This window comes from Paenibacillus peoriae KCTC 3763, from assembly GCF_000236805.1.
Taxonomy (GTDB): Bacteria; Bacillota; Bacilli; order Paenibacillales; family Paenibacillaceae; genus Paenibacillus; species Paenibacillus peoriae.
This window is the reverse complement of record NZ_AGFX01000018.1, coordinates 406,631-429,491: the sequence shown is the minus strand read 5'-3', so window position 1 is coordinate 429,491 and position 22,861 is coordinate 406,631. Positions and strand designations below refer to the sequence as shown.

Here is a 22,861-nt window from a genome sequence, read left to right as displayed (position 1 = left end):
GATCTGAGCTTAAAAGTTGCCTATGTGACCACTGCGCAGTCGAATGGTGCTTCCCATTGCCACCGCCCGCTTGCACAGCACCATTCCGCCTACTTCGTTTTCGATAAAAAAAGCTCTGCCGACCAATTAAGGTTAGCAGAGCTTTTTTTATTTCTCTCGTTTTGACAATGCAAAATTGATTATCTCTCCAATGACAGCTCCAGTCAAAATAATATAAAACATCATAGCATTCGGCTTATATCCCAGTGCATAAAAAGTACTTATGCCTATTCCATACCCTAGCAAAATACCTGCATAACGTTTTGAAAATTTGTTCATGGCGTACACCCGATAGGGACAACAGTTGCGCAGAGTAATACTGATGCCAATAAGGGAACGAACACTTTCTTGAAAATTTTCACAAACAAATTTCCTCCCATACAATTATTTCAAACAATTTTAAATTTTATTACTTTTTTAGCTAGAAGTACGGGGAAATTTGTCGAACATTAAATCAATTAAAAAAACCAACCTCATTTCAGGAAAAAGTATTTAATTAACAATAAGTTTTACTTTTGTACCGTGCACATCGCCATGGCCATTCATCACGATCAATCGTAAATACCGCAGAATGACCGGATGCAATAGCATCCCAAATGTATCTACCGGTTTCAGGGGAGCATGAACTCGGGAACTCCAGTATATTCAGCCGCTACTGAATTCCCTTTTTCATATGATACCTCCGAAGTATTTTAAATTTTCTCAATACTATACACAAACTCATAAACACCTACTATACGTTTAGCCGGGTAATCCGGATTTTCGAATACAGTTATGGAATATCCTTGTGGTTTATTAATTATAGAATTAATAACATCCTTTGGTAACCCCTTTTTTAGCGAGGCTTTGATATCAACTTGGTATTTCAGATTATCGTCATCTGAAATTAATTCTTCACCCTTCACTGGTATAGTTTCAGGTAAAGTATAATATTTAGCTAAACTTTCTGGAACACTTATATAGAAATAATATGGATGTTTACCTTCCAATATATATTTTCTAGGCTTGTCTCCAAATTTATAAGTTACACGAAAGGAGACTGAGTTGTCAGAGGAATCGTGAGACATTTTAAAATCATAGACAATAAAGGCGTTAGGGTCTTCAAAATGAGTCCCCGTTAAAAAAGGCTCACTCATTTCATTGTTCTGATTTTCATTTTTTTCTTCACTTTTGCTCTTGTTTGTCTCATTGCTCGCATCATTGCCAGGATTAAGATTTTTATTATCTGTAACCATCTCTCTAGTATTACTGCTACAGGCAACCAGAGTTATAATTACAAATAATAAAATCCATAAACTAGTTTTTCTTAAAATGACCTCTGTCACCCCCTTGAAGTATATAAAGCAGAAGTCGAAGATCGGTTTCTTCGACTTCTGCTACTTTAGTTTTCTACAAAACGGATATATGGACGTTGGAAATATCTTTGATCAGATACGAAAAAATATTCTTTTCCCTCTACAAGAGGAGGGATAACGGACTTTGAAGATATATATAATTTTTTAATCTCGCCTCCGTTAGAGGCATCGCTTTGGATGACTAAGTAATCATCATGAATTTCAACTAATTTAGCTAGTTCACTTGGATGAGATCCTGAATAATAATAAATCAAACCAATGATTAATGAGATAAGTACAATTCTTAAAGTGACTTTAACTATTTTATTTTTTTGACCAAAAATATCACCACCTCCAATAATTGACCATTATACTATATATGGGTTATACCGAAAAAGAAATTGAACAACTCTCTGAGACAGAGAAAGTTTATCTCACTACTGAGGGGGGAGTGAAAGTTAATGTAACCCAAAGTGAAATGGTTCACAAATATTTTGATCTTAACAAAATCAAAGAAGCTGATTTAAAAAAATAAAAGGTGATAAGTTCAGCACATCTGCAATGGGATCTGTTAACGACGGTACTTTTTCAGGCACTTCTTCAATTCAATATTTGGGGAAAACAGCAAATGATAGAGAATTCAAGTATTCATACAGAACACATTTTAACTGGAGCAACATCCCTTGGTTTACCTTATCTGATAGGGTAGCGCATGGTGGCGGTACAAGAAGCTTTGCCAATAGTTATGCTCATTCATACACTGAAGTACCATTCGCTATATCTTTAGGTTCAGTGAGTATTACTGGGACTGGATTAGGCGATTTTGGAGTTGGAGAAGCAACTTCACAATTGGTCAATTTGACTAGTAATATTTTTGACGGGGAAATGACCGCTTTATGGCCCGCCACTGGACTTTTTATATGGTAAATTCATATCATGGAAAATCGAATAAGGGATGATGTTCAGGTCGGCCAATGTGCCGGCCTTTTTATATGGCACGCACAGGCGGCGAGGAACCAATTAACCAGCGGAAACATTAACAGCCTGGTCAGAACCCTTGCACGGTTCAATTCCGCAGCGTGTCTTTTAATTTAAGGAGCGACAGACCTTGTTACACGATCAGTAGGCAGGTAAAAAGAAGGTTGCTACATTCATTGTGACAATCCATCAACACATGTTTCATTGGGGATTCGATTCTGAGCTATTTCAATCCACGCACTCATATAGAGTGCGACCAGTCATCCAGCAGGCTGTTGAGGTCTTGAAAGGTAAAGGGGGGAACGATAGTGGCAGTAACATTGGATCGGGTAAAGAGTAAATCCGACACACGCCTGCAAGGTCTGTTGCCAGTAGTTCGTGCAGCCGTGGAGCGCCTTATAGAGCGCTCTTTTTCTTTGGGCATACCCATCATAGTTATCACGCAGGGCTACGCACCATAGCGGAGCAGAATGAGCTTTACGCGCAGGGTAGAACCAAGCCGGGACCAAAGGTTACGAACGCCAAGGGAGGGACCAGCTATCACAATTTCGGAGTAGCAGTAGATTTCGCCTTGTTGCTGCCGGACGGACGATCCGTAAGCTGGGATACCAAGCTAGATGGTAACGCCGATCGTAAGGCCGGCTGGATACAGGTGGTGGATATCGCTAAGGATTTGGGATTCGAGTGGGGTGGAGACTGGAAGACCTTCACGGATCTTCCTCACTTCCAAATGGTATTTGGGTTATCTACGGCACAGTACCGGGCGGGCAAGCGACATACACAGCACAACTTAATGAAGCTTTAATTAATAAATTGGAGGGTGATGAATCGATGACAGCAGAAGAAAAAGCAGCGTTCAAGGAGATGCAAGCAACTGTAAAAAAGCAGGCTGAAAGCATCAAAGTATTAGAGGCAGCAGCCAAGCAACCTAAAGTACCCACGTGGGCCGAACAAGCCTGCATCAATCCAAGTCGGCAGGTGTGTTAGATACGGCGAATGACGGTAGCTACGACTTTTACAGACTGGTCACTTTACTTGATCGAGCCGGGATTTTCAAACGGATACAGTAAGCAAGTAAGACACAGCCCCTGCGTGTTATGCTGGGGCTAATTCTTTATTAAATCCCAATATATCCCTTTGGTTTTCGTGATCCTATGGTATAATATGCCTACTACGAGCCAAGGGGAGTTTTTTCTTTTGAAAAAGGAAAAAGATACATATTGGAATATATTAAAAGGCCTTGCTATTATTGCTGTTGTTGTTGGACATGCGGGGGCACCGGTAGTCGAATACGTTTATATGTACCATCTTGCATTGTTCTTTTTTATATCGGGATATTGGTATAATGACAAACATTCGTCAACACCTGCCGTTTTTATAGGCAAGAGGATAAAGAGTTTATACTTACCATACATTTTGTATAATCTCTTATTTCTAACTCTTCACAACATTTTTTTTAAAATCGGTTTTTTTACAGATGTGAACACGGATATACCGGGCATATATCCAACTAGATTATACGATCAAGAAACAGTAGTGCCAATTATTAACGATATCATATCTTTAAAAACGCTTGATCAATTGGGTGCGGCAACATGGTTCTATATTGCATTACTGGTGGTATCGGTCCTATTCTGTACTACTCGTTATGTGTCCTTGCGATGGTTCAAAAACCCTAATATCGCCACTGTTATAATTACATTATCACTTTATTATCTTGGGTTTGTTCTAAATAGCGAACAAATTAAATTGGCTTTCTTTTTAGATATTTCACTTATTGTTACAATTGTTTTTTTGATAGGATTTTTGATTCGTTATTACAATGTGAAAATAAATTACAATTGGTGGATTTCATCGATTTGTTTGGCTATCTTATATTTTTCGTTACAAAAATTTGGCCATGTAGAAATGAGTCAAAGGCAATTCATAAACCCAATTATGTTTCTTATCTGCTCGTTTTCCGGTATTTATATAAACATGTACATTGGAAAACTAATTATTAAGACAAGGTTTCTCGCGAGGATGTTTTCATATATAGGGGAACATAGTGCGTCCATAATGGTATTTCACCTTTTAATTTTCAAACTCATAAATGTTATTTATGTAAAGATTCATTCACTACCGTTATATTATGTAGCTAAATTCCCGCTAGTTTATGGTGCACATGGATGGTGGATCGTGTATTCGTTTTTTGGTGTGGCAACACCCGTAGGCGTTATCTACTTAATTAATATCATTATAGATAATATTGTTTTATTGAGATATCGCAGTAATAATGTTAGAGCCTCAGAATAGAGGCTCTTTTTTTATGCTAATAACTACTCGTTTAGAACGTATGTTCGCTATATAATTTCTACATAACACAACCAGGCGCGTAGTAAAGCTGTCTTATGGGGAAGATGATTTTAGTTGGATCAAATTAGAAGAAATCATTTCCACCATAATATAACAAAAAATCACTTAAATCCAATATAATAGGTAAAAGGAGTGGCGCTATGATCGAAACAATGGCAGAACGTATAGCACATTACATAAAGGCCTCTACACCGGATCATCAAGCTACGGTACCTGTGTTAAAGTACGCTCTAGCTGTATTACTAAACATGGTATTTATTTTGGTTTTTACTTTAGGGATTGCTACCATCACAGGAAAGGTGGTGGAGGCCGCTATACTGCTAGGTACATTTGCGTTGCTGCGGCAACTAACTGGAGGGGTGCACCTTAAGACTGATTTCAATCCACGCACTCATATAGAGTGCGACCCACGTAGTTATAAATAAGATTAGGTCCTCAGGATTTCAATCCACGCACTCATATAGAGTGCGACTGGTGATCAATCCCGATCATGTCGCAAACATAATTATTTCAATCCACGCACTCATATAGAGTGCGACTCAAATTTCTAGCGTTTCATTGGGAGACAAGCCTAATTTCAATCCACGCACTCATATAGAGTGCGACTGATTCAGCGTCTTATCAAATATTATAACCAAAATATTTCAATCCACGCACTCATATAGAGTGCGACATTAAGGGGTGAAGGTATTGGTTATACCAATAAGTATTTCAATCCACGCACTCATATAGAGTGCGACTTTGTTTCTTGGTGGTACTCCGCCACCCTTGAATATTTCAATCCACGCACTCATATAGAGTGCGACAGCGAAAATGGAGAGATTGATACCCCAATGGTATCAATCTCTCACATTCCTGTAATAAACAATGCCGAAAAGGGCTGGATCAAGTGTTGACTTTTAATCGCCAACACCCTTCCCATGCCTTTTTCGACAAATTTCGAGGTGCGAAGGGCCCGGGGTTTTTATGTGAGCTTCACATTCGCACCTTACTTGGATAGCCACTTTAAAATTTCAATATAAAATAGTGCTAATCTCCCCAATACTCCTCGGGATGATATTCAATCTTAGAATCAGCTTCGAGCGTAAGCTCACCTGTCTGATCGTTATATTTCACGCTTTCCGGGGTAACGTAATACCAATGCTTCACAATGGATTTATCCTCCGGCGTTACAAAACAAAATACGTTCAGTTCTCCGCTACAACGCACAATCGCCTCTGCCGTCTCACGCGGCAGCTCTTGAAGTGTGAAGCAAAAGAGGCCATCCGTCGTTTCCAGACGGCAATCAAATACTTGCTTGCGGCTGTCCGCAAAGCTACGACCCGTGACGGCATGCTTGATTAGCCAAGTTTCCTGCTGCGCCATGGCGCACACCCCCTCTTAAGGTAAATCAATCAGCATATAAAACACAGGCTCCTGTGCCTCTAGCGACAGCTTCGGCTCCTGCTCAATCCGGGCCGAATCACGCCCTTGCAGAATATGTTCACCGTTCACACGAAGTGAGCCTTCGATGATGAACAAGAACACACGTCGTCCCTCAGCCTGTGTGAATTCCAGACGCTCTCCAGCCTGAAGCTTGCTTAAATAAATCGTCAAATCCTGATGGATGGCAGCTATTTCACCCTCCGTGCCTGGAACATGATTGCCAGCAACGACAGGCAAAAGCTGACCGTGCAATCGCTCAGGGTTGAACGCTGTAGCCTCATATGATGGCTCCAGCCCTCGCGTGTGCGGGCTAAACCACAATTGCAGCAAGCTGACATCCTCCGTTTGTGAAGCGTTGTGCTCCGTATGGACGATGCCGTGGCCCGCCGACATTCGCTGAATGCCTCCAAAACGGGTCACCGCCACATGTCCACGGTTGTCCTCATGGCGCAGCTCTCCATCGAGCACGATGGAGACAATCTCCATGTCACTGTGCGGATGCGCCCCAAAACCTCTTCCAGGTGCGATGACATCGTCATTACAGACGCGTATAGGGCCAAACGCCGTATTACTCTCATCCTGATACTCCGCGAATGAAAAGCTGTGACTCCCCCGCAACCAGCCCTTATCGAAGCTGAATCGGGATGCAGCCGGATAAATTGTGAACATAATAGCCCTCCTTCAGGAAGAAAAATGAGATCAAATCCTCCTCAATTGTACCCGAGCCCAAGCGATAAAGCTACGCCTGAATCTGAGCGATAATTTCATCGATAAAGGACTGTAAGGTACTGGTAACATAGGCTTCCTTACGACGGATAAATACCGTCGTCACTTCATTGTACGGCTCTGGCAGCGCATGACAATGCACATGTCCCTGGGCCTTCAGCCCGCTGATCGAAGACTCGGGGAACACGGTCATTCCAATACCAGCCGCCACACTGCCAACAATCGTCTCAAACGTCCCAAACTCCATAATTTGCTTGGGAATAACCCCCTCCATCCTGAGCCAGGTTTCCAGCCGCTCCCGGTACCCGCACCCTTTTTTATATAAAAGGAGCGGACGGGTCGTAATATCCTCTACGGAAAAGTCATCTCCCTGGGAAACAAGGACCAGCTTTTCCTGAAAGACATCAAACTGTTCGATGAGGGGATGCTTCACTGGTCCGGTCACAAAGGCTCCATCCAGCCTCATTTCTGCAACCTCCTGCACCAGATGTTCTGTAACCCCAGCCTTGAGCGACAGCTCAACATCCGGGTAGTGGCTGTAGTAAGCATGCAAAATCGAAGGTAATGCAACCACCGTCTCCACAATACCAATCTCCAGCACTCCCGAAGGTGCAGAGGTGCTCTGAAACGCATGTTTCATCTCCTCAAATTGCGATAAAATGCTCTTCGTATATTGCAGCAGACGCTTTCCCTCCGCATTGAGGATCATGCCCCGCTTATGTCTATAAAATAAAGGCGTCTGCAGTTCCTTTTCCAGCAGCTTGATTCTGGCCGTCACATTGGACTGCACATAGCTAAGCTCGGCTGCCGCCTTGCTGACACTACCATGAGCAGCTACGGTCTGGAAAATATTTAAATCGTTCAAATCCACTACTGCTCCCCCTTAATGTGAAGGGCAAGACCGCCGAAATTGACGCGCCTTGTCACTTATGATCATTTTAAATGATCATAATGTTTATTTTCAATCATTTTACCGTCAGCTTCCTATCCTTTATGATGTGTCCATAAGATATGTCCGCTGAGGTCGGCAAGGAGGAGCTTTTTTTCACCATGAATAAACAAATCATGACCGGATCTTTATTGTGTCTGATCGCCAGCATGTCCTGGGGCGCCATGTTTCCGGTTTCGCACATTGCCTTGCAACAAGTCAATCCGCTGTATTTTTCATTTTTACGTTATTTTGTCGTTTCGCTCATCCTGATCGTGCTGTTGTGGCTCAAAGAGGGACGGGCTGCCTTTCGCTTTGAGGGCGGGGGCAAGAAATTGCTTTTCTTCGGTACGATGGGATTTACCATTTATAATATGGCCGTTTTCCAGGGACAACACTGGATGGGGGCAGCAGGCACCATTGTAGCTTCTATTATGGAAGTTCTGATGCCGATGATCTCGATTGCGATGATATGGACCCTGACCCGTAAAATGCCTCCGAAATATACGCTGATCAGTATGGTGATCGCATTGGCTGGGGCAGTACTTGTAATTACGAACGGAAAATGGACCTTCTTCACGCTTGCCGGGCAGCATTTGCTGCCGCTGCTGCTCATTTTTGCAGGGGTCGTCGGATGGGTCTTGTATTCCATGGGAGGCAGCCACTTTGCAGGCTGGTCCACTCTTCGCTATTCGACCTTAACCTGCCTGCTCGGAACCCTTGTTTCCTTCGTCGTCGTCACCGTTTCCTCTGCCTTCCATTGGATTGCAGTGCCGGACTGGCAGGATGTATGGTCAGTCAAATACGAAATGAGCTTTATGATTCTGCTTCCAGGACTGGCTGCCTTGCTGAGCTGGAATGCCGGAATCCGCAAGCTGTCTCCGTTGAACGGAATTCTGTTTATTAACTTTGTACCGATTACTACGCTCGTGCTCATGTACTTCCAAGGCTATGCCATCAGTCAATTCGAGCTGTATGGGACATTGCTGGTCATCTTCGCACTGGTGCTGAACAATATGGTTCAAAGAAATAATCTACGCACCTCCAACACTCCAAGCCGTATCCGCTTGGATCGACGCAAATCATTCCAAAGATAGTGTCTAATCTATATGAGCCATAAATTGTGGCAAAAAGCATAAAAGCGCATGGACAAGGAGAATAAACTCCTGTATCCATGCGCTTTTATCGTTTATTATTTTTCTCCGACTCGGAAGCGTCCAACCAGCTCACGCAGTTCCTCAGCCATTTGGCTCAGATCCGCTGAGGAAGAAGCAATTTCCTCGATAGAAGCAAGTTGCTGTTCAGCTGCCGCTGAGATCGACTCGGTATTGCCCGCTGCCTCGTTCGAAATATGGGAAATATCGCTCATAATACTCACCACACCTGCGGCACCCCGGGCCATTTCCTGTGTCACTCCGGTAATATCATTGATATGCTCCGTCGCTAGTTCCACAGCCTGACTGATTTCCGCAAAGGATTGCTCAGACGTGCTTACTGAATCAATGCCTTCCGTCACCCGTGTACGGGCTTGGTGCATAGCCGTCAAAGCGTGGTCCATATCCATCTGCATCGCCTCAATACGCTCTGAAATCAGGGTCGCTGATTTGGCAGATTCCTCAGCCAGCTTGCGTACCTCCGTAGCAACCACAGCAAAGCCTTTGCCATGATCGCCAGCACGTGCCGCCTCAATGGATGCATTTAGCGCCAGGAGGTTCGTTTGTTTGGCAATACCGGATATGACGCTGATAATATTCTCAATTTCGCTGGAGCGTTCACTCAGGGAATCCATGGCATGCCCGAGATCGTTAACCGTCTCGTCGATATCATGCATCTTTCGTACAGCTCGCGTAGCTGCCTTGCTGCCTGCTTGTGCGGACTCTGCGTTACTTTTTACCTGTTCAGATACGCCCACCATACGATCGGATACGTCCGTTGCCTGCTGAGCAAGCTCTTCCATACTTACAGAGCCATGTTTGACACTCTGGGCCTGGCGCTCACTGCCCACTGCTACTTCCTGAATAGCTATGGTGACATGCTCAATGGCTTGGGTCGTCTGATCGGCCCCCGAAGCCAATTCCTCTGCCGAAGAGCTTACCCGATCTGTGGTTTCGTGTACGCTTCGAATCATTGCGCGCAAGCTATCCACCATCGATTGGAAGTGAGAAGACAACTGACCCACCTCATCGGTTTTTCCTGTCTCCAAATCGCCTGTCAAATCTCCTTCACTGATCTGCTCTGCCGATTTTTGCAGTTTGCGGATCGGCACCAGAACGGAACGGGTAATCAGAAAAATCGCAATAAGTGCAAGCACTAACGAGGCTGCCAGCACGAAAATGGTTACGTAACGCATGGCAGCGGTGGCATCGCTAATTTCGGATTGATAGAAGGTTCCCGCAATTTTCCAACCGGTTTCCTTATTCGTAACATAGTTCAGGTACTTCTCTTGGCCTTCATACACATAAGTATACTGTCCGCTCGGCGCAGCATACATATCATTAATAAAGCTTGCATCAAGAGTTGTACCCGGCTTAATCGTAGGGTGGACCACAAATTTTTTCGTATGATCCAAAATAATGATATATCCCTCTTGCCCCACTTTGATGGAAGCCAGTTTACGTACACTTTCCAGATTCAGAGAAATCCCGATAACTCCGGACTGGTCGGAGAGCGTTTGAGATACGACGACAACAGGAATACCGGATGAATTTATTACGACAGGGGTAATTGCCACTTTACCAGGCTGCTTCATCGCTTCCATATACCAGTCCCGCTTGCGGGGATCATATGTACCTTCGTCCTCTTTAGGCACCCCCCGAATCATCAGACCGTCTGGAGTACCGACAAAAACATCGGTCGCATCCTCGTACAGACCTATGTATTGAATCAACTTGGGCTGAATCAACGGGCTGTTTCGACCATCAATCATGGAGCTGTCGAGTCCCTTAGCTAAATAACCCACATCTTTGATTTTACTGGAAAGTGAATATTCGATTACCGAATTAGCTGTCACTACTCCCTGATTTGCACTGCTGTAGAGCTGCTTCTCCATAGCATTAAACGATGAATTATAAGTCGCGATAGATATACTTAAGCTCGGAACCAACAAAATAAGCAGAAAACCCAAAACAAGCTTGTTTCTGAGTGTCCAAATGGTCGTTCTCTTTCGCATTTTTCCCATGTGTTTTTCCCCTTTACTTGAAAAGCTATGTTTTAATTACACTCATGGAAGTTATATCGGTCAAATGCAGCAAATGATTTACAGCTATATTTCATAAATGGGCAAAATAAAAAACCGCGCCCTGAGACCAAGGGCGCGGTTCATATGATGAATTAGACCTGAACTTTAGACCTGCACGTTGCTGCTTCCAGACTTTTTACGGCCAAACAACTGATCTACCGCCAGAAAACGTCCACCAACAAGTGTTTGCTGAAGGCTGGTGAACAGAACCAGCAGATCAAATTCTATCGAGCCAAAGGGCTGTCCTTTTTTAGCAGTCAGCAATACACCGATCATCACGATGGTCAACGCTGCTCCGGCAAGTCGTGTTCCAATACCTAGGACCAGTGCAATACCGCCGACCAGTTCAACCGCAGCGACCACAGGAGCCAACCAGCCAGGAAGTCCTATACTTTGGAAGAAGCCGGAGGTTCCGTCCAGTCCCTGAAATTTTTGTGAACCGTGAACAATGAAAATAACCCCTGTAAAGATTCGTACCAACAGTAATCCAATATTCGTAAGTGTTTGATTCATATGCTCATCTCCTTTAGATTGTATACAGATTAGATAACCAGCACTACAATGTGTAGTGTATTACATATCAAGAATCGGTAGCGCTTAAAGCGCCACCATTAGGATATATCTTACCAAACTACATTAACGCCAGTGCAAACATAAGTGTCAGCATCACTAGCACATAGCTGGAAAACATAATCGAACGCCAAGGCATTGGGATGATCGGCTCTAGCTGCGGATCTAAAATACGTGAGATACGGTAGTTAATGGACGTTTCTGCAAAAGAGGAGCAAGCGGCAGAGTTTACCAGGCGCGTCTTGGCAGGCGTCATACTCAGAAGTTTGAGCAGTGCGCTTCCAATCCCAACCGGCGAACCGGCCTGATTAATGGCTTCATTGTCGGCTAAAATTTCACGGGCTATCTTATAATGGTTGGTAATATGACGCAGCACCGGCAAGTAGAACAGCAGGGTAGCACACATTTGCAGCAACCATGTCTTCAATGGATCATAATGTTTCATATGATGCGCTTCATGGTATATGACAGCCTCCTCCTCGTGTTTGTCCAGTACGGACAACAATGCGGAGGATAATACAATGCGCGGCCTCCATAACCCCATGGTGAAGGCGGCAGGCTTGGCATAATCTATGACCCAAATCCGGTCAGCCCCGAGTTCACGATATCGTTCACCCAGTGCCTCCGTCAACGGCAGGTCACGCATTCGGTGCAGTCTGCGGAAAGCTGCCCTCGTGGCCATACACTGTCGGACCGCTTCGCACCCGGCGATGCCGAAGGTAAGGAAGACGAGCCCGCTAAGCGCATCCACCATGTAGCCGATTCCATAATTTTGCAACAGACTTCTACAAATTTGAAACACGTTAAAATTCAATGTCCAGCCGAAAACATGCTGCCCGGCGTACATACCCATCTGTATAAGGGCGAAACCCGAAATCAAGGCGCCTGCTGTAAACAGTAATTTAGAACGTGTTTTCCACATCGTCTACATATCCTTTTTCCATTGTTTAATTTTTTGTTCCAGACGTTCGATCAGCACGGGGTCAGCCATCTCCAGAGCATCAATCATATGATTGACAGCGAGTGGACCAAATTCATCCACCAATTCGTGACTCAGCTCCTTGGATTGTTCATCCATGAACTCTTCCCTGCTTAGAACTGGGCGATATAAAGACGTTCTTCCGTGGATACTCTTACTCAGTATTTCCTTTTCCACCAAACGGTTCATAACGGTCATCACCGTATTGAAGTTAAAGTCACGGTCCCCCTTCAACGCGGTCTGCACTTCTTTGATACTCCGATCCGAAGTGGACCATAAAATATCCATGATTTTGGCTTCCAGAGGTCCGAAAAAACGGTTAAGTCCGGTTTCGCCAGCTTTAAAATTCAGTCGTTTCATAAGAAGCACCTCACACTACCGATTGTAGTGTATGTACCCTGATAAAGTCAACTGTCTCAGCTTGTGTCAGTTTCCTCAAGGAATTCATATATCTCCGCCGAATGTCTCCATCCGGCGAAAATTATCAGCTTTGATGACCTTCGGTTCAATCTGCCAATCTGTAGCCTACGCCTCTGACCGTCGCAATATATTCAGGCTCGGCAGGTCGGTCATCCAGCTTCTTGCGCAAACTTTTGACATGCACGTCTACAACGTTGCTGCCACCTACAAAATCCGTCTCCCAGATATCGTGCATCATTTGCTCACGGGAGATCACTTTGCCTTGCGCATCAATCAGCTTCAACAGCAAATCGTATTCTGTTTTGGTCAAACTCAATTGTTTTTCTTCTTTGTATACTAGCATTTTATCACGGTCAATCCAAATATCCTTGAACATAGTGCGGCGGCTGGTCTGCCCTGCCTGACGGGAAGCTGCCGGATGACGTACAATCATCCGTTCGATATCATGCACCATGTGATTGGAAGCCAGCGGCCATACCAGAACCTCTTCGGAAGGAAGCAGTTCATGCGCTCGTACAGCCGACCGATCCTGAACCACATACATGACAGGGGTGTCTTTCATATGATCTGCCGCAAGACGATTGCGGAAATCCAGCAACTCACTACGTGTATCGGCAGCTGTCAAATCGTAAATCAACAGATCACTTTCCAAATGGCGCTGCACTTCCGGCTCCCAGCGATGGAACACCATCACATCAAAGCACGCGTCTGACAATGTACGTACCAAGCCATGAACTACACCCGGAACCGAGCTGATCAGAACGAGGCGACGTGTGGTCGGGCAGTACAACGGCTCATTGGAAGGAGCCGTCTGCAACACAGGGGCAGAGGGAGTGGATAACATCGTTGTCCAGTTACCCTTCACCCGTCTGGGCATCTCATCTGCTTTGAAACGATTCGTTATTTGATTCGCTTGCTTTGGCATTCCTTACACACTCCTCCGAATACGACATGGGCATGGGCAATGGCATATCCCGTTTCATGCGCAACCGTCTCGGTCCAATCGTCTGGAACCTCGCTCATCACTTCATCTACCCGTCCGCATACCTGACAAATAATATGCTGATGATCGTCCATTCGTCCGTCATAACGACTGGCAGCTTCCCCTAGCTTCAACTCGCGGATTAATTCCTTATCTGTTAAATAACGCAGCGAATTATATACCGTTCCATAGGCCAGATTATATCCGCGCTCCATTAACCGATTCATAACATCGGCCGCAGTAGGATGATCATGGGCCTCACGAACCACATCGTACACCGCTTGGCGTTGCGAGGTTAAATTTAAGGTTCTCATACCGCATCTCCCTTAACTAAGCTAGATTATATTTATTCTTAACTAGTAATCACAATAGCAATTTAATTTAGAATAAGTATAAATCTTAATTTATTCCAAGTCAATGGGATCGGATAAATTAAGCCATTTGTATTTTTGGAGTATGCTCAATCTATTTCCAGTTATGTACTAAATGTAAGAACGAAACGTTATAAGTCACATCGGCGTAATAAATTTCAATAAATTCTTCATTTTCAAGCCTAATGTCAATTTTTTTTGATAAAATGAAGGAATATGCCTCTCGGGAGTGGTTAGCATCTTGTTCAGTACGTTCTTTGTAAATACCTGTATCCTTGTTACCTTTTTGTATATAACCGGCCTCATATCACAAAGGTATAAAATCCGTCTACACACCTTAAAGTATAAGGTACATTGGATTGGAGGCGCTCTTTTTGGGTTCTATGGCATTGTTCTGATGTACTATTCATTCCACGTTGGTTTTAATACGATTGCCGATCTTCGCCATCTGGCCATTGTGGCTACCGCGACTTACATTGGCGGTCCGGCAGCGCTCCTGACTACCCTATTTATATGCTTAGGCAGATTATTGCTGTTTGGTGTCACCACACAGGCCATCGTAGGAGCTTTATTTATGATGCTCGTGGGCCTGGGTTGCGCTTTACTGTCACATCTGTCCTGGTCCCGTTTATCTAAGCTGATCATTATGAATGTTTTCGCTTTGGGCGTTATCTTCTGTCCTTTCATGATTAATTTGAATAATAATATAGATGCTGTCCTGCACGTTTATCCGCTCCATTTCGTGATTTCCATGGCAGGCGGGTTCCTTGTATATATCATTGCTGAGTCTATCAATACCTCCAATGAGCTACTGCTTCGTCTGGAGCACACCTCCTATACAGACCATCTCACCAATTTAAGCAACAGAAGGCAGCTTGAATCTTCACTGGAAGAACAGCTTCCCCGGGCTCGTCAACGTCACGAGCACCTATCTGTACTGGTGCTGGATATTGATCACTTCAAGGAAGTGAACGATACCTATGGTCATGCTGCGGGAGATGCCGTGCTGCGCCAGCTTGGACAGATTTTGATTGACAAATGTCGCTCTAATGACATTGTCACCCGCAGCGGGGGAGAGGAATTCACCGTGCTTTTGCCAAATTGTTCTTTTCGGCAAGCACTGCGCATAGCGAATCAGATTCTTAGCGGCGTGAATCAGTACGAGTTTGTTCTAGCGGACAGGCCTATTCTTAAAATCACCGTGTCGATCGGCGTGACAACCTTTCCTGATACCGGGGGAGATATCTCGGGGGCGGCTCTGCTGGAGCAAGCGGATAAAGCATTATACGAAGCTAAACATGCGGGGCGTAACCGGATTTGCTCGTATGAAATATAGTTTAGTTTGGGACATACGTCCCCAACACCAATAGCCGATACAATCCTCTTTTGGAGAGTTGTATCGGCTATTATCATTTTGAATAAAAATGTGCTATTCCCTTTTGGAAGATGCCTCGTTATCCTTGCCTTCATGATGGCTGGAGCTGCCCACTGCGAGTGTTGTACGCTTGGCGAGCGAAGCTAGTGTATGAGACTTCCATACCTCCAGCATACGGCGTTCGCTCTCGGCTAATATTTCAGATACAGCGATCGCCAGCTCCCCACAAAAAGGGTTCGTCTCCGGTTCATGCATCATACCCGGGAAAATCGGATCACCTATTTCAATGGCGTGATATATATCTGCAAGTGTAATATGGTCTGCCGAACGGGTCAGCACATAGCCTCCCTCACGGCCCTCGCGTGCTGCGATTAATTCTGCCTGTACAAGTCGCGTCAGCACCCTGCGTACCAGGGTTACTTCACAGTCAATGGAGCGGGCAATCGATCCGCTGGCACAGAGCTCTCCGTGCTTTTCCAAATAGACAAGCGCCTTTACCGCCACCCCAAGCCATCTGGGCGTTGCGGTGCGTAGTCTTTTTTCACTATTCAAATGAAATGACACCCCTAAGCTGTAGAAACTTCGATGAATGCATTGTACGTGAAGTCAGAAGTAAGTTCAAGCCTGCGGACCAGAATCTCCTGTAGGACAGCAAGCTTTCAAAATAAAATGACTTAACCGCACCTCCCCACTCAACCACAGGTACACATCATGTACACCCGAGATTGGACACAGCGCTTCGGCGAGCGTCATCCATGCTTGCGCTCCTCCCGTATTGCCCACGTTCACACGAGCCACTGCTTCGCTGTCCGGCGTATCCAAACGCAGCTCAATAACTGCGTCGCTGCTATTGCCTGATACGCGGCATTGAAATTCAGCCGTGCTTGCCGCCCCCCATTCCACGCCGTGAAAAGCGATCCAGCCAGGATGCTGAGGTGAATACGGACGTACACAGGCCTCCTTTTGCTCCTTGCTTTCATCCAGCAGAATATTGGCACAATCATCAAAGTTCTCAGCGCGAATGCTCCGTCCGGCTTGACGAGGCGGAATGACTTCGCCGCGAACGTTCACAGGATGCTCCAGCCGGATATCCGCTGAAGAAGCGCCTGCCAGCAGGGTGTATTCACCAGCTTCAACGCAATAGCGATCCCGTGTAACATCCCAGATCGCCCAATCCTTCACTCGAATCGTAAAAGCAATTGTTCGCGTCTCCCCCGGCTCCAAGCGGACACGTTGAAATCCGCACAAGGTCTTCAACGGCCGCTTGACCCGCGAAGCTCCAGGCCGTACATATAGCTGTACAACCTCCTCGCTGGCAGCTGCGCCCCGATGGGTCACATCCACCCACACCTGAAAAGTATCCGTGGCATCCAGTGCAGCAATGGAACTTACATTCCCCGCCCCGTCCTCTGTAGCCGCCCCTTCGCTTGCACCAGACGCTTGGGCATCTGTGCGCAGCTCACTATATTCAAAAGGCGAATACGTCAACCCGTGACCGAACGCGTACAAGGGTTCACCTTCATAATACTGATAGGTACGACCGCCACGAATAATATCATAATCTTTGATGTCGCCTAATTGCTCCTCGCTCCGGTACCATGTCATGTTCAAACGACCCGCGGGCGCATAATCACCGAATAGTACATCGGCTACTGCCGTGCCATGCTCTTGACCCGCATGGGAAGTGTATACGATCGCAGGGATATGCTCCTGAACCCAGGGAATGGCAAACGGGTAGCTGCCTGTCAAAACCACAATCGTATTCGGATTGGCACGGTACACCTCCTCGATAAGCCGCTGCTGGGAAGCTGCCAGCTCCAAGCCTGGGCGGTCATTCTCTTCCTTGCCGTTAATGAGCGGGTGATTGCCAACGAATACAATCGCTGTATCTGCCGCTTGCGCAGCGGCTATCGCCTCCGCCAAACCATCCGACACCGTTTCTACCTGGAACGTCGTATGGCCATGCTCTGAGGCTGTTGAGACTGTCGAGGCGTTTCCTGCTACAGCGTTGGGAACGGAACTTGTGGTCTCCACTACCTTTAATGAGTCCTCCGCCCCGGCTACCACAGGCTTGCCGTTCCATGTCGTCCACAGACACTGCCCTTTTTCAACAGGAGTCAGGCCGAAAACTTCTTTAACATACCAGCCATAGGCTTCTTCGGCTGTCACACGAAGCGTTTCTTCATCGCTCGTCACAAAAGTACCCAGGCGCTCATCGGTTAACGTCACACTTCCATAGCCCCAATCCGTCATGGTTAATACCGTCGGCTCTCCATCATGGGACAGCCGCATCTCGCCGGAAGGATCGACTGTAAGCTTCGCCCCGTCGCTCACCGCCGTGAAGATCACACGATCCTTGGCATCGCGGTACATGACGCGTTCCTTCGTGTCCTCGCTTTCCAGCTTGGCGCGAATCGCTTCCAGAGGTGTCACCCGATAAGGCAATGTACCGGAATACCAGTCGTGGTACACCTCATTGCCGAGCGTACCGATCACGGCTACCTTGCCACACTGCGCAGGGTCCAGCGGCAAGAGCCCGCGCTCATTTTTGAGCAGCACGACCTGCTCCCTTGCCGCACGCAGCGACAATTCACGGGCTTGCTCTGTCATTAGTGCCTCTTCCCCGATCAAGGCATAGGGATTGTCTGCCGCCGGATCAAATTCTCCCAAACGGAACCGGACACGGAATGTATGGAATAGTGCCCGATCCAGATCTGTCTCCTCCAGCGTACCTTGCGTCAATGCCTCACGGATTGCCTGCTTGGAAAGCTCCGCATCATCCGTTATGCTGTCAATCCCCGCTCGAATGGATTCGGCTACACCCAGCGTATGAGAGTCATAATACTGGTGGTCGTTGGCAATCCCCATGACGTCACCCGCATCACTAACGACAAAGCCATCCATCCCCCATTCGCCCCTGACAATATCGTTAACCCCATGATATAACGTCGCAGGCGTTCCATTAATCAGGTTATAGGAGGTCATCATGGACTGGGCTCCACCTTCCGTAAAAGGCTTCTCGAAGGCTCGCAGATAATATTCTCTCAGGTTCCGCGGATCTATGCTGGAAGAGCCGCTCCCCCGATCCACTTCATTATTGTTGCCCAGGAAATGCTTTAACGTCGCAACCGCCTTCAAATAGACCGGATGATCGCCCTGTATTCCCTTAACCAGCTCCTTCGATAACTCCCCTGTCAAATACGGGTCCTCACCATAGGCTTCCTCGTTCCGTCCCCATCTCGGGTCACGCTCCATATCCACCGTAGGTGCCCACAGGGTCAGGCCGTTTAATTTCGGATCGCGGCGGTAATAGACGCGCGCCTCATCTCCGATCACAGAGCCAACTTGCCGCATCAATTCCGTATCCCATGTACACGCCAATCCCACGGGCTGAGGAAATGAAGTCGCCTCACCCAGCCAGGCTATACCGTGTGCCGCTTCTGTACCGTGCTTATACGCCGCGACCCCCAAACGATCAATGGCAGGCTGATATTGCAGCATGGACTCAATCTTCTCCTCCAAAGTTAGCCGGGACACTAAATCTCGTACACGCTCATCCAGATGAATCTTCGGATCTTGAAATAAATATTCGATATCCGTTGTTTCATGACTCATATCCGTCATCTCCTTATCCAAAATATAATGAAAAGGTCTACATGAAAACGTTTTAATATATCATAGCGAAAAAGGAGAAGTCCGGCAACAATACCGAAATCCTCCTAATATTGGATGAAAGAGCAGCTATAGCAAAAAACAAAAAAAGTTATTTTTTCCTGCAACATTCAAAGCAAAAAATGATATTTTTTGGTATAATCAGGATATATCGCGAAAGGAGGAAGCAAGGATGAAAAATACCGGAATGACACGGCCTCTGGATCAATTGGGGCGAATTGTACTCCCTAAGGAAATGCGCACCACGATGGATATCAATATTGGTGATTCGCTTGAGTTTTTCGTAAATGAAGAAGGATTTGTGTTAAGAAAGTATACTGGGGTCTCCTGCAAATTTTGCGGCACAGTTGATCATTTAACTTATTTTCGAGACAGCTTTATTTGCGCTGACTGCATCCAGGTATTAAAGACAGAGGAAAATGTACACGCCACCAGCACCGATGCCATCCAGGCTCAAGAACATAGCAAACCGATCCAAACCGCCACAACCTGGCAGCCTAAGCAATCCAGAGTGCAGCAGGGTGAAATGGTAAAAAAGCTACGCAAGCTGATTCAGGAGCATCCAAATCTGCCACAAAAGGTTTATGCCGAAATGCTCGATATTTCCCAGGGCCGGGTGTCTCAGCTAAAGAAGCTACTCTAGTAGACCCCCAATTTTATATTTTTTTTCATCACGTATTCCATAGTCAGGTATAGAGTAAAGAGCATATCTACAGATGTGTTCCTTACTCTATGCCTGACTTTTTTGTGCTCCTCGCCTCCACACGGATGTGACAATAGTCACATACTCTAACAATATCCGTATATACAATATATAGATCGAAACAATTGGTTAGAACACAATATCATCAATATGTTGTTTTTGTGAAAATAATATATATTTTACTATATGGAGGGTTTTATGATGAAAGTGTTAGAGGAACATCAATTATACGATATCGGCCAGCGGGTTATAGGGGCACAAGATCTGGACATGCTGCGCGAGAATGCAAACCTGAACGGAGAATCATTCAGCGGCAAAATGAGCAAGCTCGGCTCCGAGTATGCCAAATGGTATGCGCGCCTGCGTGTGCTTCCGCCTGAACTGACGGACGCCATTGACCACGGATATGTATATGTTCACGATTTGGACCAATATGCGCTCGGAACTACGAATTGTATCTTTATCCCTTTTGGTCGTTTACTGCAAGACGGCTTTAATACAGGCAACGGCTCTGTGCGCACACCGCAAACGATCATGTCCGCTATGGCACTAGTCGCTATCATATTCCAGTCTCAGCAAAACAGCCAATTCGGAGGTGTCTCCGCCAATAAAATAGATTGGGACCTTGCTCCTTATGTTGCCCGGTCCTTCCGCAAGCACCTGCGTAAGGGACTCCGGCTGTTTGAGGAAGAGATTAAGCCTGCGCTGTCTGAGGATGAACTACATATAGCCAATACCCAATTGCAGGCAATCTGCCCTCGTTCCTATGCATTTGCACGCGAAGAAACGGAAACAGAGACCCGACAGGCCGCTGAATCGCTCATTCATAACCTGAACACCATGAGCAGTCGGGCAGGGGGACAAATTCCGTTCACTTCACTAAATTACGGGATGTGCACTTCCGCTGAGGGACGGCTTGTCTCGCAATCACTGCTGGAAGCCACGATTCGCGGCCTGGGCAGCGGGGAAACTCCTATTTTCCCACAGCATATTTTCCAGTGTAAAAAAGGAGTTAACCAGGCAGAGAGCGATATCAACTACGATTTGTTCTTGAAAGCAGTAGAATGTTCCAGCAAACGGATGTATCCGAATTTTGTGAATGTGGATGCCACCTTCAACCTGCCCTATTACCGTGCAGATGACCCGGATACCATCATTGCAACGATGGGCTGCCGTACCCGTACCCTTGCTGACCGTTTCGGCAGAAACCGTCAGAGCGGCAAGGGCAATCTCTCATTTAATACCATTAATCTGGTGCGGCTCGGGATTGAATATGGCATTTGCACAGGCAAGCGCAAGCTACCTGACCGGGATGGCTTTGACGCCAAACTGGAAGAGGTTATGCGCATTGCTGTGGATGGACTCATGCATCGCTATCAAATCCAGACCAGCCAGCCTGCCAAAGCTTCAGACTTTATGATGCGCGAAGGGGTATGGGAAGGCGGAGAAAAGCTGGAGCCGGATGAAAAGGTAGGAAACATACTAAAGCATGGTACGCTGTCGCTCGGGTTTATCGGGTTAGCCGAATGCATGAAGGCACTGTACGGCAAGCACCACGGAGAAGATGACGCTGTATACCGTGAAGCACAGCGAATCATTACTTCCATGCGCATGTATTGCGACCGGATGAGCGAATACCACAACCTGAACGTTACGTTGTTCGCTACACCTGCCGAAGGTCTGTCCGGCAAGTTTACGCTGCTGGACCAACGTGATTTCGGGATGATTCCCGAGGTAAATGATCGAGAATACTACACGAATTCTTTCCATATTCCTGTGTATTACACGCTGCCTGCTGCCCGTAAAATCAGTTTGGAGGCTCCGTTCCATAATCTGTGCAACGCTGGCGCGATTTCGTACATCGAGCTGGACGGCAATGCGCGGAATAACCCGGATGCGTTTCTTAAAATTGTGCAGTACGCACTTGATCAGAACATCGGCTACTTCTCCATCAACCATCCGGTAGACCGCTGCACGGACTGCGGCTATGAGGGAATTATCGGGACAAGCTGTCCCCAATGTGGCACAGACGAGGAACACACGCACTTTCAACGCTTGCGTCGGGTAACCGGATATCTGACAGGTGATTATACCGTTCGCTTTAATGCTGCCAAGCAAGCCGAAGTTCGCGACCGGGTGAAGCATAAGTGAATTTGTGCGGCTATATTCCGGAATCTCTGAACGAAGGGTACGGCCTGCGCACCGTCGTGTTCATTAGTGGCTGCCGCCATGCCTGCCCCGGCTGCTTCAATCCGGCGTCGTGGAACTTCCGCGCAGGTGAGCCATTCACGCCCGAACGACAACAGGAGGTCATCCGTGACATCATGGATAATCCGTTGTTGGACGGATTGACCCTCTGCGGAGGAGATCCGTTTTTCTCGGCGGAGGAATGCTCACAATTTGTACGTGACTTCCGCGCAGCCTGTCCTGATCGAAACGTGTGGGCCTATACGGGTTTTGTCTACGAGGACTTGCTCGCGGATCAGGCACGACGGGAGCTGGCACTGCTATGCGACGTAATTGTGGATGGACCTTTTGTAGAACAGCAAAAGGACCTGACTCTCCGCTTCCGGGGCAGTCGCAATCAGCGTCTGGTGGATGTAAAAGCCAGCATTCAGGCAGGTCACGCCGTTTCATTAGCTTGAGATAATCTTATGCTCTGCCAGATGTTACACCCTAAGACAAGTCCTCCTACGGGGAAGGCTTGTCTTTTTTCTATTGCGCATCCTGTCAGTTTCACTTATGATGATGAACAAGTATACGAGT

The 22,861-nt window shown here is 46.4% G+C and carries 23 protein-coding genes, 2 pseudogenes and 1 CRISPR repeat array; of the genes and pseudogenes, 12 read left to right on the top strand and 13 right to left on the bottom strand.

Annotated elements, in window-relative coordinates; translation table 11 throughout:
* Window positions 1-147 precede the first annotated feature (147 nt).
* Together KQI_RS28820 and KQI_RS0112845 are read right to left on the bottom strand one after the other, a co-directional pair.
* Window positions 148-318 (bottom strand): hypothetical protein, encoded by a 171-nt coding sequence (locus tag KQI_RS28820; RefSeq protein ID WP_010347169.1) that lies wholly within the window; start codon window positions 316-318, stop codon window positions 148-150.
* A 413-nt stretch (window positions 319-731) separates the two neighbouring features.
* Entirely contained in the window at window positions 732-1,364 is a 633-nt protein-coding gene (locus KQI_RS0112845) for a hypothetical protein (RefSeq protein ID WP_241763906.1), read from the bottom strand.
* A 570-nt stretch (window positions 1,365-1,934) separates the two neighbouring features.
* Here KQI_RS0112845 and KQI_RS28510 point away from each other — a divergent pair.
* The 7 genes and pseudogenes from KQI_RS28510 to KQI_RS29805 form a co-directional block, all read left to right on the top strand.
* On the top strand, window positions 1,935-2,300 hold the full coding sequence (locus tag KQI_RS28510) for a hypothetical protein (RefSeq protein WP_138984808.1): 366 nt from the start codon (window positions 1,935-1,937) through the stop codon (window positions 2,298-2,300).
* Window positions 2,301-2,659: 359 nt separating this feature from the next.
* Window positions 2,660-2,812, top strand: a complete 153-nt coding sequence (locus KQI_RS29650; protein ID WP_326118456.1) for a hypothetical protein — start codon at window positions 2,660-2,662, stop codon at window positions 2,810-2,812.
* On the top strand, window positions 2,809-3,156 hold the full coding sequence (locus KQI_RS29645; protein WP_326118483.1) for a M15 family metallopeptidase: 348 nt from the start codon (window positions 2,809-2,811) through the stop codon (window positions 3,154-3,156). Before KQI_RS29650 ends, KQI_RS29645 begins: the two co-directional genes overlap by 4 nt.
* Before the next feature lie 26 nt (window positions 3,157-3,182).
* Complete coding sequence (locus KQI_RS29640) at window positions 3,183-3,338, top strand: hypothetical protein (protein WP_326118458.1); 156 nt, start codon at window positions 3,183-3,185, stop codon at window positions 3,336-3,338.
* A gap of 210 nt (window positions 3,339-3,548) precedes the next feature.
* Window positions 3,549-4,646 carry an acyltransferase family protein gene (locus tag KQI_RS27425; protein ID WP_010347167.1) on the top strand — a complete coding sequence of 366 codons (1,098 nt, stop codon included), beginning with the start codon at window positions 3,549-3,551 and terminating at the stop codon, window positions 4,644-4,646.
* Between the two features lie 64 nt (window positions 4,647-4,710).
* A pseudogene (locus KQI_RS29635) lies at window positions 4,711-4,800 on the top strand (YolD-like family protein); the annotation flags it as partial.
* Between the two features lie 46 nt (window positions 4,801-4,846).
* Window positions 4,847-5,026 (top strand): annotated as a pseudogene (locus KQI_RS29805) (hypothetical protein); the annotation flags it as partial.
* A gap of 55 nt (window positions 5,027-5,081) precedes the next feature.
* Window positions 5,082-5,513: direct repeats of the CRISPR family, unit length 33 nt; unit sequence ATTTCAATCCACGCACTCATATAGAGTGCGACT.
* A 222-nt stretch (window positions 5,514-5,735) separates the two neighbouring features.
* Here the strand turns inward: KQI_RS29805 and KQI_RS0112825 are convergent.
* The 3 genes from KQI_RS0112825 to KQI_RS0112815 all read right to left on the bottom strand — a co-directional run bounded on the left by KQI_RS0112825 (window position 5,736) and on the right by KQI_RS0112815 (window position 7,728).
* Window positions 5,736-6,071, bottom strand: coding sequence for a hypothetical protein (locus KQI_RS0112825; protein ID WP_010347165.1), 336 nt, complete (start codon window positions 6,069-6,071; stop codon window positions 5,736-5,738).
* A 15-nt stretch (window positions 6,072-6,086) separates the two neighbouring features.
* Window positions 6,087-6,800, bottom strand: a complete 714-nt coding sequence (locus KQI_RS0112820; protein WP_010347163.1) for a pirin family protein — start codon at window positions 6,798-6,800, stop codon at window positions 6,087-6,089.
* Between the two features lie 70 nt (window positions 6,801-6,870).
* Window positions 6,871-7,728, bottom strand: coding sequence for a LysR family transcriptional regulator (locus tag KQI_RS0112815; RefSeq protein WP_010347162.1), 858 nt, complete (start codon window positions 7,726-7,728; stop codon window positions 6,871-6,873).
* Between the two features lie 179 nt (window positions 7,729-7,907).
* Between KQI_RS0112815 and KQI_RS0112810 the strand changes: the two genes are divergently transcribed.
* Window positions 7,908-8,882, top strand: coding sequence for a DMT family transporter (locus KQI_RS0112810; protein WP_010347160.1), 975 nt, complete (start codon window positions 7,908-7,910; stop codon window positions 8,880-8,882).
* A gap of 95 nt (window positions 8,883-8,977) precedes the next feature.
* Here the strand turns inward: KQI_RS0112810 and KQI_RS0112805 are convergent, their stop codons facing one another.
* The 6 genes from KQI_RS0112805 to KQI_RS0112780 all read right to left on the bottom strand — a co-directional run bounded on the left by KQI_RS0112805 (window position 8,978) and on the right by KQI_RS0112780 (window position 14,288).
* Window positions 8,978-10,963: a methyl-accepting chemotaxis protein gene (locus KQI_RS0112805; protein ID WP_010347159.1), complete on the bottom strand. Its 1,986-nt coding sequence runs from the start codon at window positions 10,961-10,963 to the stop codon at window positions 8,978-8,980.
* A 165-nt stretch (window positions 10,964-11,128) separates the two neighbouring features.
* Window positions 11,129-11,536, bottom strand: coding sequence for a DoxX family protein (locus KQI_RS0112800; protein WP_010347158.1), 408 nt, complete (start codon window positions 11,534-11,536; stop codon window positions 11,129-11,131).
* A 118-nt stretch (window positions 11,537-11,654) separates the two neighbouring features.
* Entirely contained in the window at window positions 11,655-12,515 is an 861-nt protein-coding gene (locus tag KQI_RS0112795; RefSeq protein ID WP_010347157.1) for a M56 family metallopeptidase, read from the bottom strand.
* A 3-nt stretch (window positions 12,516-12,518) separates the two neighbouring features.
* Window positions 12,519-12,932, bottom strand: coding sequence for a BlaI/MecI/CopY family transcriptional regulator (locus KQI_RS0112790; protein WP_010347155.1), 414 nt, complete (start codon window positions 12,930-12,932; stop codon window positions 12,519-12,521).
* Window positions 12,933-13,077: 145 nt separating this feature from the next.
* Window positions 13,078-13,917, bottom strand: coding sequence for a winged helix-turn-helix domain-containing protein (locus KQI_RS0112785; protein ID WP_010347154.1), 840 nt, complete (start codon window positions 13,915-13,917; stop codon window positions 13,078-13,080).
* Window positions 13,893-14,288, bottom strand: a complete 396-nt coding sequence (locus KQI_RS0112780) for a Fur family transcriptional regulator (protein WP_007432866.1) — start codon at window positions 14,286-14,288, stop codon at window positions 13,893-13,895. The genes KQI_RS0112785 and KQI_RS0112780 overlap by 25 nt, the downstream gene beginning before the upstream one ends.
* Before the next feature lie 298 nt (window positions 14,289-14,586).
* Here KQI_RS0112780 and KQI_RS0112775 point away from each other — a divergent pair, with 298 nt between their 5' ends.
* Window positions 14,587-15,681, top strand: coding sequence for a GGDEF domain-containing protein (locus KQI_RS0112775; RefSeq protein ID WP_010347153.1), 1,095 nt, complete (start codon window positions 14,587-14,589; stop codon window positions 15,679-15,681).
* A 93-nt stretch (window positions 15,682-15,774) separates the two neighbouring features.
* Here the strand turns inward: KQI_RS0112775 and KQI_RS0112770 are convergent, their stop codons facing one another.
* Entirely contained in the window at window positions 15,775-16,272 is a 498-nt protein-coding gene (locus tag KQI_RS0112770) for an RrF2 family transcriptional regulator (protein WP_010347152.1), read from the bottom strand.
* Window positions 16,273-16,338: 66 nt separating this feature from the next.
* Window positions 16,339-19,335, bottom strand: a complete 2,997-nt coding sequence (locus tag KQI_RS0112765; protein ID WP_010347151.1) for a glycoside hydrolase family 3 protein — start codon at window positions 19,333-19,335, stop codon at window positions 16,339-16,341.
* A 229-nt stretch (window positions 19,336-19,564) separates the two neighbouring features.
* Here KQI_RS0112765 and KQI_RS0112755 point away from each other — a divergent pair, with 229 nt between their 5' ends.
* The 3 genes from KQI_RS0112755 (at window position 19,565) to nrdG (ending at window position 22,740) form a co-directional block, all read left to right on the top strand.
* Window positions 19,565-20,035: an AbrB/MazE/SpoVT family DNA-binding domain-containing protein gene (locus KQI_RS0112755; protein ID WP_010347150.1), complete on the top strand. Its 471-nt coding sequence runs from the start codon at window positions 19,565-19,567 to the stop codon at window positions 20,033-20,035.
* A 261-nt stretch (window positions 20,036-20,296) separates the two neighbouring features.
* Window positions 20,297-22,246 (top strand): anaerobic ribonucleoside triphosphate reductase, encoded by a 1,950-nt coding sequence (locus KQI_RS0112750; protein ID WP_010347149.1) that lies wholly within the window; start codon window positions 20,297-20,299, stop codon window positions 22,244-22,246.
* On the top strand, window positions 22,243-22,740 hold the full coding sequence (gene nrdG, locus KQI_RS0112745; protein WP_010347148.1) for an anaerobic ribonucleoside-triphosphate reductase activating protein: 498 nt from the start codon (window positions 22,243-22,245) through the stop codon (window positions 22,738-22,740). Before KQI_RS0112750 ends, nrdG begins: the two co-directional genes overlap by 4 nt.
* The last annotated feature ends 121 nt before the right edge of the window (window positions 22,741-22,861 follow it).